Annotated in this window: 10 protein-coding genes; 5 read left to right on the top strand and 5 right to left on the bottom strand. The window is 72.0% G+C overall.

Annotation, left to right across the window (positions count from 1 at the left end; translation table 11 throughout):
- Positions 1 to 100 precede the first annotated feature (100 nt).
- Positions 101 to 1,675, top strand: coding sequence for a sodium:solute symporter family protein (locus OG963_RS26110; RefSeq protein ID WP_093776346.1), 1,575 nt, complete (start codon positions 101 to 103; stop codon positions 1,673 to 1,675).
- 97 nt (positions 1,676 to 1,772) lie between these two features.
- Here OG963_RS26110 and OG963_RS26105 read toward each other — a convergent pair whose 3' ends face one another.
- Together OG963_RS26105 and OG963_RS26100 are read right to left on the bottom strand one after the other, a co-directional pair.
- The gene (locus tag OG963_RS26105) at positions 1,773 to 2,888 is read right to left on the bottom strand and encodes an ADP-ribosylglycohydrolase family protein (protein ID WP_362274279.1); all 1,116 of its coding nucleotides are present in this window, start codon (positions 2,886 to 2,888) and stop codon (positions 1,773 to 1,775) included.
- Positions 2,889 to 3,159: 271 nt separating this feature from the next.
- Entirely contained in the window at positions 3,160 to 5,742 is a 2,583-nt protein-coding gene (locus OG963_RS26100) for a bifunctional FO biosynthesis protein CofGH (protein ID WP_371799497.1), read from the bottom strand.
- A 244-nt stretch (positions 5,743 to 5,986) separates the two neighbouring features.
- Here OG963_RS26100 and OG963_RS26095 point away from each other — a divergent pair, with 244 nt between their 5' ends.
- Complete coding sequence (locus OG963_RS26095; protein ID WP_093776343.1) at positions 5,987 to 7,579, top strand: phosphodiester glycosidase family protein; 1,593 nt, start codon at positions 5,987 to 5,989, stop codon at positions 7,577 to 7,579.
- Positions 7,580 to 7,790: 211 nt separating this feature from the next.
- Here OG963_RS26095 and OG963_RS26090 read toward each other — a convergent pair whose 3' ends face one another.
- On the bottom strand, positions 7,791 to 8,636 hold the full coding sequence (locus tag OG963_RS26090) for an LLM class F420-dependent oxidoreductase (RefSeq protein ID WP_093776341.1): 846 nt from the start codon (positions 8,634 to 8,636) through the stop codon (positions 7,791 to 7,793).
- A 181-nt stretch (positions 8,637 to 8,817) separates the two neighbouring features.
- Between OG963_RS26090 and OG963_RS26085 the strand changes: the two genes are divergently transcribed.
- The gene (locus tag OG963_RS26085) at positions 8,818 to 10,362 is read left to right on the top strand and encodes a CehA/McbA family metallohydrolase (RefSeq protein ID WP_093776339.1); all 1,545 of its coding nucleotides are present in this window, start codon (positions 8,818 to 8,820) and stop codon (positions 10,360 to 10,362) included.
- 32 nt (positions 10,363 to 10,394) lie between these two features.
- Here the strand turns inward: OG963_RS26085 and OG963_RS26080 are convergent, their stop codons facing one another.
- The gene (locus OG963_RS26080) at positions 10,395 to 11,636 is read right to left on the bottom strand and encodes an MFS transporter (protein WP_371799496.1); all 1,242 of its coding nucleotides are present in this window, start codon (positions 11,634 to 11,636) and stop codon (positions 10,395 to 10,397) included.
- A gap of 302 nt (positions 11,637 to 11,938) precedes the next feature.
- Between OG963_RS26080 and OG963_RS26075 the strand changes: the two genes are divergently transcribed.
- Entirely contained in the window at positions 11,939 to 12,577 is a 639-nt protein-coding gene (locus tag OG963_RS26075; protein ID WP_093776337.1) for a DNA polymerase ligase N-terminal domain-containing protein, read from the top strand.
- Positions 12,574 to 13,224, top strand: coding sequence for an endonuclease (locus OG963_RS26070; RefSeq protein WP_093776335.1), 651 nt, complete (start codon positions 12,574 to 12,576; stop codon positions 13,222 to 13,224). The genes OG963_RS26075 and OG963_RS26070 overlap by 4 nt, the downstream gene beginning before the upstream one ends.
- A gap of 80 nt (positions 13,225 to 13,304) precedes the next feature.
- Here the strand turns inward: OG963_RS26070 and OG963_RS26065 are convergent, their stop codons facing one another.
- Positions 13,305 to 16,010 (bottom strand): GNAT family N-acetyltransferase, encoded by a 2,706-nt coding sequence (locus tag OG963_RS26065; protein WP_371799495.1) that lies wholly within the window; start codon positions 16,008 to 16,010, stop codon positions 13,305 to 13,307.
- Positions 16,011 to 16,060 lie beyond the last annotated feature (50 nt).

Genomic DNA, 16,060 nt, shown 5'->3' with positions numbered 1-16,060 from the left:
TCAATCCCCGATGTCCCCGCTCCCGCACGGGGCCCCGCTGGGCGGCCGTACTGACGAAGTGCGTAACCCCGTTCATAAGGCGGACCCCAGGAGGGGGCACATGAACAGTCTCGACTGGGTCGTGCTCATCGGCTACTTCGGCGTGATGATCGCGATCGGACTCTGGTCCCACAAGCGTGTGGACAACGTCAGCGACTTCTTCACGGCCGGCGGCAAGATGCCGTGGTGGCTGTCCGGCATCTCGCACCACATGTCCGGCTACAGCGCGGTGATGTTCACCGGGTACGCCGGCATCGCGTACCAGTTCGGCGTCACGTCGTTCGTGACCTGGTCGCTGCCGATCGCCATCGGCATCGGCATCGGCGCCCAGCTCTTCGCACCGCGGCTCAACCGGCTGCGCTCGAAACTGCACGTCGCCTCGCCGCTCGAGTACCTCAAGAACCGCTACAACATCCAGACGCAGCAGGCGCTCGCCTGGTCGGGCCTGCTGCTGAAGATCGTGGACGTCGGCGCCAAGTGGGCGGCCATCGCCACCCTGCTCTCGGTCTTCACCGGCATCTCGATCACCCAGGGCATCTTCATCACCGGCTGCATCACCGCCGTCTACTGCACGGTCGGCGGACTGTGGGCCGACGCGCTCACGGAACTCGGGCAGTTCATCATCCAGCTCTTCGCCGGTATCGCGATGCTCGTCACCGCCATGGCCAAGCTGGACGGCATCAGCACGCTGTGGACGGTCTGGGACAAGCTGCCCGAGGGCCACACCGACCCCACGGCGGGCCCGTACACGGTGACCTTCCTGCTGGCGTACCTGTTCATCAAGACGTTCGAGTACAACGGCGGCATGTGGAACCAGGCGCAGCGCTACATGGCCACGGACTCCGCCGCCTCCGCAACCCGTTCCGCCCGGCTCTCCGCCATTCTGTGGCTGGTCTGGCCGACGGTCCTGTTCTTCCCGATGTGGTGCGCCCCGCTGCTGGTCCACGCGCAGAAGCCGGACGCCTCCGACAGCTACGCCCTGATGACCGAGCAGCTGCTGCCGCACGGCCTGCTGGGTCTGGTCGTCGTCGGCTTCTTCTCGCACACGATGGCCATGTGCTCCTCGGACGCCAACGCCATCGCGGCGGTCTTCACCCGGGACATCGCCCCGGTCCTCTCGAAGGCGGCCCGCACCTGGAGCAGCCGCACCGGTCTGCTGGCGGCCCGCGTGTCCACGCTCGGCTTCCTCGGTCTGTCGATGGCGCTCGCCACCCAGATCAACTCGCCGACGTTCAAGGACATCATCTCCGTCGTCATCAAGTGGGTGGCCGGTCTGATGGGTCCGATCGCGATCCCGTTCATGCTGGGCCTGCTGCGCAGGTTCCGTAAGTCGGGTCCGACGGCGGCGCTCGTCAGCTGGGCCGCGGGTCTGCTGGCGTTCTACTTCACCAACTACAACTTCGACGGTTCGGTGAAGACGAACGTCGCGCTCCAGTACCAGGTCGCGCTACCGCTGGCGATCTCGCTGGTGCTCTACATCGCGATCGGCTTCATCAAGCCGGAGGACACCCCGGAGCGCGACGCGCTGATCGAGCAGATCAACACGGACGGCGACGGTCCGTCGGCCGCCGGCGCGACCGTTCCGGCGCAGGCCGGTGCCGGCGACACCACCGTCGCGGAGGGCGTGAAGGACTGATCCGCCCACCCGGAGCCGAGGGGCGGGGTAGGGACACGGCGGTGTCCGTACCCCGCCCCTCGTACGTCCTGCGCGGGTCGGCCCGCACGGGCGGTGGTCAGCCGCGCGGGTAGCGGGTCAGCCAGCCCGGTGCGGCGGCCGACGGGCTGTGCAGGGCCGGGCCCTGGGTCATCTCCATGGCGAAGTCGTCGGCGAGTTCGAGGAGGGTGGCCCTGCCCTCCAGTTCGGCGAGCCAGGCCGGCGGCAGCGCGGTCTCGCCGTGCAGCGCGCCGAGCAGGGCCCCGCACAGGGCCCCACTGGCCGCGGAAGGGCCGCCGTGGTTCACGGCGAGCCGCAGCCCGTGCCGCACGTCCTCGCCCACCAGCGCGCAGTACACGGCGACGGCCAGCACCTCCTCGGCCGAGTCCGTGTCGCCCAGCGCCTCGATGAGGGCCGGGCCCGGGATCCCCTGGCGTACGGAGCCGAGGGCCTGCTTGAGCGCCTCGGTGACCTGTTCGTGGCCGGGGCGCTCGGCGAGCAGCGCGAGGGCGTGCTGCACGGAGCCGTCCAGGGTCTCGCCGCGGGCCAGGCCGTGCACCATGACGGCGAGGGCACCCGCGGAGAGCAGGGCGGTGGGGTGTCCGTGGGTCTGTGCGGCGCATTCGACGGCCAGCTGGAGGACCAGCTGCGGCTCCCACCCGACCAGCAGTCCGAACGGGGCGGACCGGGTGAGGGCCGCCGAGTCGCGTGCGACGGGGTTCTTGGGCCGCTCGAGGGTGCCCATCGTGGCGTCGCCGAACCCGGTGAGGCATTCCCGGGTGGGGGCGCGGCGGGCGTACAGCCACTCCTCCTGGGCGAGCCAGCCGTTCTCCGGGCGGCGTTCGTCGGGCCCCCACTCGTGCTGGGTGGCGGCCCAGCGCAGATGGGCACGGTACACATCGGTGGGCGGGTGCCAGGCGCCGGTGTCGCGGCGGACCTGGGCGCGGATCAGCCCGTCGACGGTGAACAGGTTGAGCTGGGTGACCGCGGTGACCGCGCCGCGTCTGCCGTGGACCGGGACGAAGTCGGTGACGGCGTCGGCTCCGTGGGCCGCACGGATCTCTTCGAGCGAGAGACCGGCGACGGCCGCACCGAGCGCGTCGCCGATGGCACCGCCCAGCAGACAGCCACGTACCCGGCTGCGGAAGTCCTGCTGTTCGACACGGCCCCAGACAGCTGTGGCTCCTGTGCTCACCGTGCCCCTTCCCCGTCCTCGTACGGCTGCGCAGCTTCGACTGCGCAGCACTGTAATCGAACGGGGAACGGCCGGTTGAGGACCCGAACGCTATGTACGGAGTGGCTCTCGCGGTCACCTTTGAGCGGCAATCTCCGGGGATTTCCGGACCTCGGGGCATCAGTCGCCCATGGGGCGTGGTCCCCGCCGGCCGTCGGCCCCTCCCCTCGGGGCCTTCCCCGGATCAGACCGTGGCCCGGTCGCATCGGCGGCCGGGCCGCGGCCGTCCGGATCAGCTCGGCAGCACCGGCAGCAGTTCCGGCAGGTGCCCGTCCGAGGCCGCGGCGGCCGTCACCCGCTCCTGCGGCACCTCCCCGTACAGCGTGGTGCGCGGCTTCGCCGGCCGGCCCGCCAGCTCCGCGATGGCGACCAGGTCCTGGACCGACCGGTACGAGCCGTAACTCGACCCTGCCATGCGGGAGATGGTCTCCTCCATCAGCGTGCCCCCCAGGTCGTTCGCGCCCGAGCGCAGCATCTCGGCCGCGCCCTCCGTACCGAGCTTGACCCAGCTGGTCTGGATGTTGGTGATGTGCGGGTGCAGGAGGAGCCGCGCCATGGCGGTGACGGCCCGGTTGTCGCGGTCGGTCGGGCCCGGGCGGGCGATGCCCGCGAGATAGACGGGGGCGTTGGTGTGGATGAACGGGAGTGTCACGAACTCCGTGAAACCACCGGTCTCCTGCTGAAGGCGGGCCAGGGTCCTCAGATGGCCGAGCCAGTGGCGGGGCTGGTCGACGTGGCCGTACATCATCGTCGACGACGATCGCAGCCCCACCTCATGGGCGGTCCTGATGACGTCGAGCCAGGTGGCCGTCGGCAGTTTCCCCTTCGTGAGGACCCAGCGGACCTCGTCGTCGAGGATTTCGGCGGCGGTGCCGGGGATGGAGTCGAGCCCGGCCTCCTTCGCGGCGGTCAGCCAGTCCCGGATGGACATCCCGGTGCGGGTGGCGCCGTTGACGACCTCCATCGGCGAGAAGGCGTGCACATGCATGCCGGGCACGCGCTCCTTCACCGCGCGTGCGATGTCGAAGTACGCGGTGCCGGGGAGGTCGGGGTGGATGCCGCCCTGCATGCACACCTCGACGGCGCCGACGTCCCACGCCTGCGCGGCCCGGTCGGCGACCTGGTCCAGCGACAGGGTGTACGCGTCGGCGTCCGTGCGCCGCTGGGCGAAGGCGCAGAAGCGGCAGCCCGTGTAGCAGACGTTGGTGAAGTTGATGTTCCGCGTGACGATGTAGGTGACGTCGTCTCCGACCACGTCCCGTCGCAGCTCGTCGGCGATCCGGCACAGTGCGTCGAGAGCCGGCCCGTCGGCGTGGAGCAGGGCGAGTGCCTCGTCGTCGGTGAGCTTCGTCGGATCGTCGGCGGCCGTGGCCAGTGCGGCCTTCACATCCGTGTCGATCCGGGACGGGACCATGCCGGGCGCGGCTGCCTCGCGCAACGCCTCCCAGTCCCCGTACACCTCGTCGAAGTCGTCGCGGCGGTCTCCGGTACGGCCCTCGGTGTCGATGGTGCGGTGCAGATCGGTGCGGCCGGAGGCGTTGAATCCCTCGTCGGGTTCCTGCCAGGGCAGCCCCGCCGGGATCGCCCCCTCCCTCGCGAGACCCGTCTCCGGGTCGGCGAGCGCCCGGACGTGCGGGAGGAGGCGGGGGTCGAGCCACGGCTCGCCGCGCTGGATGAACTCCGGGTAGATGGTCAGCCGTTCGCGCAGCGTGAAACCCGACGCGGCGGTCCTGGCCGCGAGCTCGTCGATGTGCGGCCAGGGGCGTTCGGGGTTCACATGGTCCGGGGTGAGCGGCGAGACACCGCCCCAGTCGTCGATCCCGGCGCCGATGAGCAGCGCGTACTCGGCGTCGACGAGGTTCGGCGGGGCCTGGATGCGGGCGGACGGGCCGAGGATGTGCCGGGCGACGGCGACGGCCGCGGCCAGCTCCTCCAGTTCGGCGTCCGGCATTCCACGCATCGCCGTGTCGGGCTTGGCGCGGAAGTTCTGGACGATGACCTCCTGGATGCCGTGGTAGGCGCGGGCGGTCTTGCGGATCTCGAAGAGGGAGTCGGCGCGTTCCTCGTACGACTCACCGATCCCGATCAGGATCCCGGTGGTGAACGGGACGTTGGAACGGCCCGCGTCCTCCAGCACCCGCAGCCGCACCGCGGGCTCCTTGTCCGGGGAGCCGTGGTGCGGGCCGCCCGGCTCGGACCACAGGCGGGTCGCGGTGGTCTCCAGCATCATGCCCATGGAGGGGGCGACGGGCTTGAGCCGCTGCAGATCGGTCCAGGTCAGCACTCCGGGGTTGAGGTGCGGGAGGAGTCCGGTCTCCTCCAGGACCCGGATCGCCATGGCCCGTACGTACGCCAGGGTGTCGTCGTAACCCTCGGCCTCCAGCCACTCCCGCGCCTCGGGCCAGCGGTCCTCGGGCCGGTCGCCGAGCGTGAACAGCGCTTCCTTGCAGCCCATCGCGGCGCCCTTGCGGGCGATGTCCAGTACCTCGTCGGGCGACAGGAACATCCCGTGCCCTGCCTTGCGGAGCTTGCCGGGGACGGTGACGAAGGTGCAGTAGTGGCACTTGTCGCGGCACAGCCGGGTCAGCGGGATGAAGACCTTGCGCGAGTACGTGATGACGCCCGGCCGGCCCGCGGCTTCGAGGCCCGCGTCCCGCACCCGGGCGGCGGACGCGGCGAGGTCCGTCAGATCGTCGCCGCGCGCCTGGAGCAGGACGGCGGCCTCGGTCACATCGAGAGCGACCCCGTCACGGGCCCGCTTGAGAGCGCGCCGCATGGAGTTGGTGGTCGGGCGTCCGCGCTGAAGATCGGTCATGAACCGAGCATACGAGCGATGCGGGCGAGCGGGCGGGACGCCTCCAGTGCGGCCAGGACCCCTGCCTCCCGTGACGGCCGCTCGCGTCCGGCGCGGCCGGGCCGAGGACCGGACCATGGCCGAAGCCGTCGCCGACCCGACCGGACCCGGCTCGGCGCCCGTCCGATCCCGGAAAGGGCTTACACGCCGTGGGCTCCCGTGTTTAGGTGAGGCCGCCATCACCGGATCAAGGACGAGGTGTCATATGCGGTTCGGACCCAGGAAGTTCGCCGTCGTAGCAGCGATAGCCCTCGTGGCCGGGACCGTCGGCGGGCCTTCCGCGGCCGCCGATCGGGACCACGGGCTGCCGCTCGGACCGCGCGGCCTCCCCGAGACACGTACTGTCGAGACGCTTCAGCCCGGCGTCACGCTGACCACGATTGTTCGTGGCGAGTCCGATCCGGCCGACGGCTGGACCGTCGAGGTCGCCGTCCCCGGTGGCGGCGAAGACCCCGACCCCGACGCGCCGCCCACCGCCGTCGCCGACCGGGCGCATGCCGACGCTCTCGCCGGTGCCCTGTCCGGCAAGGGATTCGCCGCTCGCGTCGAGGACGTCACGACCCCTGCCGTGGCCGACTTCGCCGGCGGCAGCATCGGCTTCCGGGTGCGGATCGGGCTCGACGCCGACAAGGCAGCCGCCAACACCCTCCTCACGCGGGTGCGGGCAGCGGGTTTCACCGCCTCCGCCGTCTTCACCGGGTGGGACGGCGCCTCGACCGACCGCGGTCCCTGGCGCGTTCAGGTACTCACCATCGACCCCAAGAAGTTCCGCGGTGATCTCGTCGGCGACTTCGGGCCGGACATCGAGCGGCGCGAGACCACCAGCGTGCTCGCCAGGGCCCGGAACGCGACTGCGGGAGTCAACGCCGGGTTCTTCGTGCTCGACCCCGCCGCCGGCGCGCCCGGCGACCCGGCAGGTCTGGGTGTCTACGACGGAAGGCTGCTGAGCGAGTCCACCAACGGCCGGCCGGTGTTCACGTTCACCGCCGACGCGCGGCACGCGGGCGTCGACCGGTACAGCTGGACCGGCAAGGTCAGCGGGCGCGGCACCACGCTGCCGCTCGACGGCATCAACCGCGTCCCGGGCCTCGTCCGCAACTGCGGCGGCACCCACGACGACCGGCCCACCAGTCATCCGCTCCACGACACGACCTGCACGGATCCCGACGAACTCGTCGCCTTCACCGCGGACTACGGCACCGAAACCCCGTCCGGACCCGGTGTGGAAGCGGTCATCGACCGGCAGGGCCGGGTCACCGAGGTCCGCGAGCCGCGCGGCGGCGCGCTCCCGGCCGGCGCCCGCTCGGTCCAGGGCACCGGCACCGACGCCGCCGCCCTGCGCGCGATGGCCGTGCCGGGCGCCCGCCTCGCCGTCAGCGGCCACCTGACCGACGAGCGGGGGCGACCGGCCCGCATCCCGCAGATGGCCGCCAACGGCGGCCCGGAGCTCGTCCGCGACGGCCGTCCCCATGTGACGCCGCAGGCGGACGGCATGGTCCGGCCCGGCGACCCGAGCTTCTACTACGGCTGGGCGGCCAAGCGGAATCCACGCACGATCGCCGGCGTGGACGGACACGGCCGGATCATGCTGGCCACGGTCGACGGCCGCGCGGTCGACAGCCTCGGCCTGTCCATCGCGGAGAGCGCCGCGGTGGCCGACTCCCTCGGCATGGAGAGCGCCGTCAACCTGGACGGCGGCGGCTCGACGACGATGGTCGTCGACGACAAGGTGATCAACCACCCGTCCGACGCGACGGGCGAACGCCCGGTCGGCGACGCGATCCTGGTGCTGCCCTGACCGAGCGGCGGCCGACGGCGGGTCCGGTCTCGCCGACCTGACGCGAAGGGGCGCCCCACCACCGGTGGGCCGCCCCTTCCGCATACGTACCGCTACCGCTTCCCCTGCCCGGCCGGCTGCCGACGCCAGTTGGGCAGCGACCCCCGAAGGCGTCGACAGCTTCCTCCCGGGCATGCGCGTCGAGGCGCAGATCGTCCGCGTGGGCCCCAGGTCACAGATACTGCGCGTAGTCGTCCAGCGTGCGCAGGACCTCAGCCTCCCCGGCCGGAGGCAGCTGCAGCACGACCTCCTCGATGCCCAGCTCCGCGTAGTGCGCCAGCTTCCCCGCGCTCGGCAGCACCGCGTACGGCACCACCTGGAGCTGCTTCGGGTCGCGGCCCGCCGACTCCCAGGCCGCGCGCAGCACGGGCACCGACTCCGTGAGCCCCCGGCCGCCGATCGGCAGCCAGCCGTCCGCGTACTCCGCGATGTGGGCGAACAGCTTGGGGCCGGCCGCGCCGCCGATCAGGGTACGCGGGCCGGACACCGGGCCACGCGGTTCCTGGACCGGCTTCGGGTACGCATGACTGGCCCGGACCGAGCCGAACTCCCCCGCGTACCCCGTGGGTTCGTCCGCCCACAGGGCGCGCATCAACGCCATTCGGTCGCGGCCCAGCTCCCGCCGCGTCGACCAGGTGACCCCGTGGTCCGCGGCCTCCTCGACGTTCCAGCCGAAGCCGAGGCCGAGCGTGAACCTGCCGCCGGAGAGATGGTCGAGCGTGGCGATCTGCTTCGCCAGGTCGATCGGGTCGTGCTGGGCGATCAGCGTGATGCCGGTGCCGAGCCCGAGGTGTTCCGTGACCGCGGCGGCCTGGCCGAGGGCGACGAACGGGTCGAGGGTGCGGCCGTACTCGGGCGGAAGTTCGCCTCCCGCCGGGTACGGGGTGTCCCTGGTCACCGGGATGTGGGTGTGTTCGGGCAGATAGAGCCCGGCGAATCCACGCTGTTCGAGTTCGCGCGCGAGCCGTACCGGCGCGATCGTCTCGTCGGTGAGGAAGATCGTTGTGGCGATCCGCATGCGAGGGCACCTCCGTCGTCGTCTGGCCCCAACCTATGCGGTGCCGGTCAGGACGCCCAGGGCCTCTCGGGTCACGGTTCCTGTCCGTCAACCTTCTTCCGTTTGCCGCGAGTTCATGGCCCCATAGCAGGGTTCGGGTCCGTCACCCTCGTCACTCACGACACCCCGGGGAGCCACTCGCATGACCGGATCGCACACCCCGCAGAACGGTCCGCTCGGCAGGCGCGGCCTGCTCGTCGGGACCGCCGCCACCGCCCTAACGTTGTCGACTGTGAGCTTCGCGAACGCCGCGCCCGGCGAGGACGACGGCAAAGGTGGCGGTACGGACCAGGCCGACCTGACGAGGACCGTGCGCGGCATCCTGCCGACCGGTTCGCCCGACTTCGTCTATCTGCCGGTCGAAGTACCGCGCGGGGTACGGGAGATCGCCGTCTCGTACACCTACGAGAAGACGCCCGTCCCGGCCGGCACCCAGGGCAACGCCCTCGACATCGGCATCTTCGACGAGCGCGGCACGGCGCTGGGCGGTCGCGGGTTCCGTGGCTGGTCCGGCGGAGCACGTGCCGACTTCTTCATCCGGGCGGACGCGGCGACGCCCGGTTATGTCGCGGGGCCGGTACGGGCCGGGATCTGGAACATCGCGCTGGGCCCGTACACCGTCGCGCCCGAAGGGCTCCCGTACGAGGTGACGATCACCCTCCGCTTCGGCGAGCCCGGCACCACGCCGACCCCCGGGTACCCGCCCGAGCGCGCCAAGGGCCGGGGCCGCGCCTGGTACCGCGGCGACTGCCATCTGCACTCCGTCCACTCGGACGGCAGGCGCACCCCCGCCGAGATCGCCACCGCCGCGCGCGCCGCCGGGCTCGACTTCATCAACAGCAGCGAGCACAACACCCACGCCGCGCACAGCGCGTGGCAGGGGCTGTGGGGCGACGACCTGCTCATCCTGACGGGCGAGGAGATCACCACCCGCAACGGCCATGTGATCGCGCTCGCCACGGACCCGGGCACCTTCGTCGACTGGCGCTACCGGGCCCGCGACAACCGCTTCGGGCATTACGCGAGGGCCGTCCGCCGGGCGGGCGGTCTGGTGGTCCCCGCCCATCCGCACGCCACCTGCATCGGCTGCCACTGGAAGTTCGGCTTCGGTGAGGCGGACGCGGTGGAGGTGTGGAACGGGCCGTACACCCCGGAGGACGAGATCGCGCTCGCCGAGTGGGACAACTCCCTCGTGGCGGCCGTCCGCGCGTCGAAGCCGTGGGTCCCGGCGATGGGCAACAGCGACGCGCACCGCGAGCCGGACAAGGTGGGACTGCCGCAGACCGTCGTCCTCGCCGAGGAGCTCTCGCGCGACGCGATCGTCGCGGGCATCCGGTCCGGGCACTCGTACATCGCCGAGTCGTCCGCCGTCAGCCTCTCCTTCGGCGCCTCGGGCGGGCGGGGCGGGCACGCGGGGATCGGTGAACGGCTGCGGGCCGACGCGGACAGCCCGGTCACGGTACGGCTGGAGGTGACCGGGGTGCCCGGCTGCACCGCCCACTTCGTCACGGACCAGGGCACGCTGTTCACCACCGTGCTGCCGGAGTCGGGTGCGGGGACGGTGGAGTGGCGCACGACTCCGGCGTACGCCGCCTATGTCCGCGCCGAAGTCCGCCACCCGTCGACCGTGCCGGGACTGCCGGGGGCACCGGCGGCGCTCACCAACCCGGTGTTCCTGGAGGGGTAGGGCCTGCCCGGCCCGGATCCGCCGGACGGACTTCAGGGGGTCGGTGCGGGGGCGGCCCTCTTCGGGACAGGTGGTGGGAGAGTCCGAAGCCGTCGCGTGCAGGCTCGTCGTTGCACGACCGAGAGGCCCGCGACCAGTGCGCCCAGCACCAGCCACCCAGCCGGCCCGGCAGCCATCACCACACCGGTCAGCAGCGGTGGCCCGGCGGACTTCTGGATGGACTGGGACATCCCCGCCACCCCCAGATACGCGGCGCGGGCGTCCTGGGGTGCGAGGAGCACCGCCAGCTCCCAGGAACTCACCGAGCGCATCAGTTCCGCCATGGTGACCACCAGAGCGGCGGCGAGCAGCACCGCAGTGGCCACCCAGGTCCCGCCACGGGTGGCCACTGCCAGGAACGCACAGCAGACGAACATCATGGCCCCGTACAGCAGCACCGCCCGGGTGGCCCGGCGCGGACCCTCGGCCCGCGCCGACACGCTGATCTGCAGCACCACGACCGTCACGGTGTTGATGATCAGGAAGGCCGGGGCGACGGCGTGCGGCGCCGAGGTGCGGTTCACCAGCCACAGCGGCAGGCCGACGTTGAGGATGGAGTCGTCGAGGCTCATGGGGATGTCCAGCAGCACGAACGTGAGATAGCCACGGTCCCGCCACGGGCCGGCCCTGCGGACGGGCGACCGCTTCCCGGCCGGGGCCACGGCTGCCGAGCCGTCGGACCGTGCCACCTCGACGGCCTTGTCCCGCGGCTCGCTCGTGCGCCACACCAGCGCAGCGGCGACGACGAAGGACAGCGCGTTGCCCAGGATCAGGGCCCGGTAGGCGTCGCTGGTCCCCACGGCCAGGCCCATGGCCGCGATCCCCGCTCCCACGGCGTATCCCCCGTTGGCCACGCTGCGGGACAGTGCCTGGTAGGCCGCGCGCTGCTCGCCCGCCGTCCTGGTGGCGAACAGCATCTCCAGCATCTTCGCCGCCCTGTCGCCGAGGTACGTGACGGCGATGACGGGCAGGAGCGTCTCGAAGCCGCTGCACACCAGCACCAGGACGAGCGTCACCAGACGGAGCAGGTGGCAGCCGATCAGCAGCGGGCGCACCGGGAAGCGGCCGGCCAGACGTCCGGCCAGCGGTGAGCCGGCGATACCCGCCACTCCGGCCACGCCCAGCAGGACGCCGATCTGTCGGGCGCTCAGTTGTGTCACGAAGGTGAGGTACAGGACCGAGGACGCGGCCCACAGCCCCGAGCCGGTCCGGTCCAGGGCCAGAGCGAGCAGCATGACCCGCGCGTTGCGGCCGCCCGGCGGATTGCGCAGCCGGGCCGGCAGACTTTGCCGGCCTCTCCGGATCTCCGGTTCCCCGCTCCCGTTGCCGCGCCGCATCGGATGCCCCCTCGGATATGTCTCGACATCAAGAGATCAATGAGCCAAGAGAGGAGCCTGCGGGAGCATCGTCTCGATGTCAAGATACTTGATGTCAACATACCTGCGCAGCGTCCCACCCTCCCTGTGCGCTTCACCGCCGGGCGCGACACAGTGGAAGGGGGACACCGGGCGGGGCTGCCGGGAGGAGGCGTCCGGACATGACCGGCGAAAACGACGACCGGCTCCGGGACTACCGCGGCAAACGGCACTTCGACACGACCGACGAGCCACGCGGCGACGCCGGACGGACGGGTGCGGCGCCCTGTTTCGTGGTCCAGATCCACCAGGCGCGGCGCATGCACTTCGACTTCCGCCTGGAGGTCGACGGCGTATTGAAGTCATGGGCGGTGCCGCGCGGTCCTTCGGAGAATCCGCGCGAGAAGCGGCTGGCCGTCCCCACGGAGGACCACCCGCTGGAGTACCGCACGTTCGAGGGAGTCATCGCGAAGGGCGAGTACGGCGGCGGCACGGTGATCGTCTGGGACCAGGGCACCTACCGGCCGCTCAGTCACGACCGCTGGGGCGCACCTGTGCCGTTCGAACAGTCCCTGGAGGACGGGCACGCGACCTTCTGGCTCGACGGCGCCAAGCTGCACGGCGAGTTCGCCCTCACCCGCTTCAAGGGCGGCGGCGAGAGCGATGCCCCGGGTGAGGAGATATGGCTGCTGATCAAGGCCAGGGACGGGCGCGCCACCCATGACGGGCCCGGCACACCCGACCCCTACCGGGCACGCTCGGCCCGGACGGGGCGCACCCTGCAGCAGGTCGCCGCCGAGGAAGGGGGCGGGTCCTCATGACCGCCCGCGGGACCGTGGAGGTCCTTCTCAGCCGCTACGGCACCACCTATGCCGCCGAGGCCGGCATCCAGCTGCGGAACACGCCGCAGCCGCTGTACCAACTCCTCGTGCTCAGCGATCTGCTGAGCGCCCGCATCCGGGCGTCCGTGGCGGTGGCGGCGGCACGCGCGCTGTTCGCCCACGGCATGCGGTCCCCGGACCGGATGATCGGGGCGACCCGGCAGCAGCGCGTCGACGCGCTGGGCGAGGGCGGCTACCAACGCTACGACGAACGCACCGCCACACAGCTCGGCGACGGTGCAGAGCTCCTGCTGGTCGAGTACGGGGGTGATCTGCGGCGGCTGCGCAAGGAGGCCGACGGCGACCTGGACATCCTGCGGAACGGACTGCGCAGGACCCCTGGCATGGGACCGGCCGGTGCGGACATCTTCGTGCGCGAAGTGCAGGCCGTGTGGCCGGAGACGGGGCCGTTCCTGGACGCGAAGGCTCTTCAGGGAGCGGAGAAACTGGGGCTGCCCGCCTCGCCGGCCGAGCTCGCACGGCTGGCGGAGCAGGCCGACGACCGCGGGCCGGCCGTGCTCGCGGCGGCCCTGGTGCGCGCCGCACTGGACAAGCACGTCGTCGAGGACGTCGGAGCGCCGGCCTGAGGGGCGGCCCGTCGGCGCGGGCCCGGCACCGGCTTCCGGCGGGGCCGACCGACCGGCACGGCCGGTCGGCCCCTACGTCCCTACGCGCCCAGGGCCGCCGCCCGGCTCAGGAACGCCAGCCGGGCCCGCTTCTCCGGCTTGTCGATCTCCGGACCCAGCTCGAAGCCGGCCCGGACCATCCGGGCGACCCCCTTCGCGTTACGGGCGTCGGGCTCGACGACGACCCGCAGATGCGCGGGGTCGCTGAAGACGTAGTCGATGAGTACGGAGAGCAGCGCACCGGTGAAGCCCGCCACGGGTCCGCCGGTGCCGGTGGGACCGATCAGCAGATGGACACCGTGGTCGCCGGGCTGTACGTCGTAGCACTCGCCGAGCGGGTCGGCGTCCGGCTCGTACGTCTGGAAGAGCGCGACCGGGACGCCGCCGCAGTACGCGAGGTAGGCGTGGTGCGTGGTGAGCGAGTCCAGGAACTCGTAGGTCTCCAGGACCTGTTCGCGGCTGTACCCGCCCATGCCCCAGAAGCGGGCGCGGTCCTCGGTGACCCAGGCGTGGAGCACGTCGAGGTCGCGGGCCGGATCGACAGGGACGAGGGAGACCGTGCCGAAGCCGTCGACCTTCCGTTCGAACACGGCGGACTCGGCTCGCGCCCCGGCGCTCGTCTCGGCACTCACGTCACGCTTCTCCTCTTCTCGGTGCAGCAGATTCCAGTCCGTGACGACGGGGGCGAGCTCCCCCCGTACCCACAGCGGAAGTTGATCACGGTGGTGCGCGCCCCCCGGGACTCCGGACGCCCCGAACGGGACCACCCACAGGCTGTCCTCGCGCCGCGCCAGGTCCCATACGTAGCGGGCGGCGGGACCGCGGGCGCTGCGGTCGGTCACGCCAGGGACGCTGGACGTGGACAGCACACAGTCGTGGTCACCCGCGAGCCCCGGCCGGCTCTCGTCGGAGTCGGCACCGGGCAGCGCCCGCCAGGGCGCGAGCCGGTGCAACTCACCCCAGGGACGTGTCACTTCCGCGCCCGCGACGCGCTCCATCGCGCCCGCGACCACCGCCACCCGGTCCGCGTGCGTCAGCGGCCCGTCGTCCCCCGTCAGCAGGCCCTCAAGGGCGTAGGCGATCCTCGGCACCGTCGCCAGCCACGGGAGGAACAGATCCGGGTACGGATCCGAGTGCGCCGAACCGTGCAGCGGAGCGAGCGCCGGGTGGGCCGCCAGCCGGTGCACGACCTCGGCGCGCAGTGCCGCGTACAGCGTGGCGTCCGTGCTGTCGGCGTCCATCCTCCGGTCCCAGCGCAGCAGCCGATCGCGCTGCCTTGCGGCCTCCGGGCCGCTGAGCTCCGTCACCTCCTCCAGCAGCCTCAACAGGGGTTCGGCTGAGGCGAGATGGGTGTCCATGTGAACGGCCGCCATGTCCTTGGCGGTCCAGCGGGCGGACTCGTCGAGCAGTTCCTGGATCCGGTCGGCGCGGTGCGGGGGTGCGAACTCGACGCCGAGCGGGGCGGCGATCCCGCGCTGGTTGGCCATCACCGCCGCGCCGTGGACGTCCGCGCGCACCATCGGTGCGCGGCGGGTCTGCCAGGCGTACGCGGCGTCCCAGGCGGGCACGGTACGCAGCCGGTTCGTGTGCGGGCGCAGGGGGACGTGTCCGGCGACCCGGTGCAGCGTCGCGCCCGCCGTGTCCGCAGCCAGGACCACATTGACGGGCTCCACCCAGCGGTCCAGGGCGACGTCGAGGTCGGTGACCGTGCGGGCGCGGAGCAGTGCGGGCAGGGCGTCGAAGCCGAGTTCGCCGGTGACGCGGGGCGGGTGGCGGAGGCTGACGGCTTCCTCGCCGCTGTCCGGTCCGCCGCTGATCACCGGCCCGCGGCCGGTCTCGACGACCTCGACGGTCACCGTGGCGGCGCCCGCCACCTCGATGGTCTCGATGTGGGAGGCGGCCGTCTCCCAGCCGTCGGGACCGAGCGCCTGCACCCCGCCGGCCGGTGTACGCCGCAGCCGTTCCCGGTAGAGGTCCTGGTAGTCGGCCATGGCATTGGTGATCGCCCAGGCGACCTCCCCGGTGTGCCCGAAGTGCGCGATGCCGGGAACGCCGGGGACGGCGAGGCCCACCACGTCGAACTCGGGGCAGGCGAGCCGGATCTGCTGGTAGACGCCGGGGTCCTCGATGAACCGGTGCGGGTCGCCCGCGATGATCGGCGCCCCGGTCGTGGTGCGCTCGGCGGTGACGAGCCAGCCGTTGCTGCCGGAGGTGCCGGGACCGTCGGTGGCGAAGAGTTCGATCGCGTCGTCGCCCAGCAGGCGGGCGACCTCCTCGCGCCAGAGCTTGGTGGGGAAGCCCGCGAACAGGATGTGGGTGGCGAGCCAGACACCCAGCGGGGTCCACGGCTGCCAGGTGCCCGGCACGAGTCCGGCGGCGGCGAACTCGGGAGCTCCCCCCGCCCCTTCGCCCAGTCCCGCGTTGACGCCGTCGACGTACGCCCGCACCCAGTCGGCGGTCTCCGGAGCGAGGCGCTCGAAGCAGCGGCGGGCGGTGTCGTCCAGCCGGGCCCGTCGGGCGAACCGGTCCCACTCCACGGCCTCCGCACCGAGGAAGGCGGCCGTCGTGCCCTGCGCCCGGTGCCGTTCGACCTCGATCTGCCAGGCGCGGTCCAGGGCGGCGTTGCGCCCCTGGGCATAGGCGAGTTCGCGGGCGCCCGCCGCTCGCAGATGGGGTATGCCCCAGTCGTCCCGGTAGACCTCGTTGTGCATGCCGTTCCCGCCCTCGCTCGACTCCCGGGCCCCCATAATTTAGGTTAGCCTAACCTAAAAGCGATCTGAGATGGATCTCCGGGGAG

Origin of the sequence: Streptomyces sp. NBC_01707 (genome assembly GCF_041438805.1) — a bacterium.
GTDB lineage: Bacteria > Actinomycetota > Actinomycetes > Streptomycetales > Streptomycetaceae > Streptomyces.
Note: the sequence above shows the minus strand (reverse complement) of the source record. Positions and strands in the feature narration are given on the sequence as shown.

What these genes read in the sequence shown, in the direction of transcription:
- OG963_RS26090 (WP_093776341.1), bottom strand. Translation starts at nt 8,636, where the DNA reads ATGCGGATCGCCACAACGATCTTCCTCACCGACGAGACGATCGCGCCG.
- OG963_RS26070 (WP_093776335.1), top strand. Translation starts at nt 12,574, where the DNA reads ATGACCGCCCGCGGGACCGTGGAGGTCCTTCTCAGCCGCTACGGCACC.
- OG963_RS26085 (WP_093776339.1), top strand. Translation starts at nt 8,818, where the DNA reads ATGACCGGATCGCACACCCCGCAGAACGGTCCGCTCGGCAGGCGCGGC.
- OG963_RS26110 (WP_093776346.1), top strand. Translation starts at nt 101, where the DNA reads ATGAACAGTCTCGACTGGGTCGTGCTCATCGGCTACTTCGGCGTGATG.
- OG963_RS26075 (WP_093776337.1), top strand. Translation starts at nt 11,939, where the DNA reads ATGACCGGCGAAAACGACGACCGGCTCCGGGACTACCGCGGCAAACGG.
- OG963_RS26065 (WP_371799495.1), bottom strand. Translation starts at nt 16,010, where the DNA reads ATGGGGGCCCGGGAGTCGAGCGAGGGCGGGAACGGCATGCACAACGAG.
- OG963_RS26100 (WP_371799497.1), bottom strand. Translation starts at nt 5,742, where the DNA reads ATGACCGATCTTCAGCGCGGACGCCCGACCACCAACTCCATGCGGCGC.
- OG963_RS26080 (WP_371799496.1), bottom strand. Translation starts at nt 11,636, where the DNA reads ATGCTGCTCGCTCTGGCCCTGGACCGGACCGGCTCGGGGCTGTGGGCC.
- OG963_RS26095 (WP_093776343.1), top strand. Translation starts at nt 5,987, where the DNA reads ATGCGGTTCGGACCCAGGAAGTTCGCCGTCGTAGCAGCGATAGCCCTC.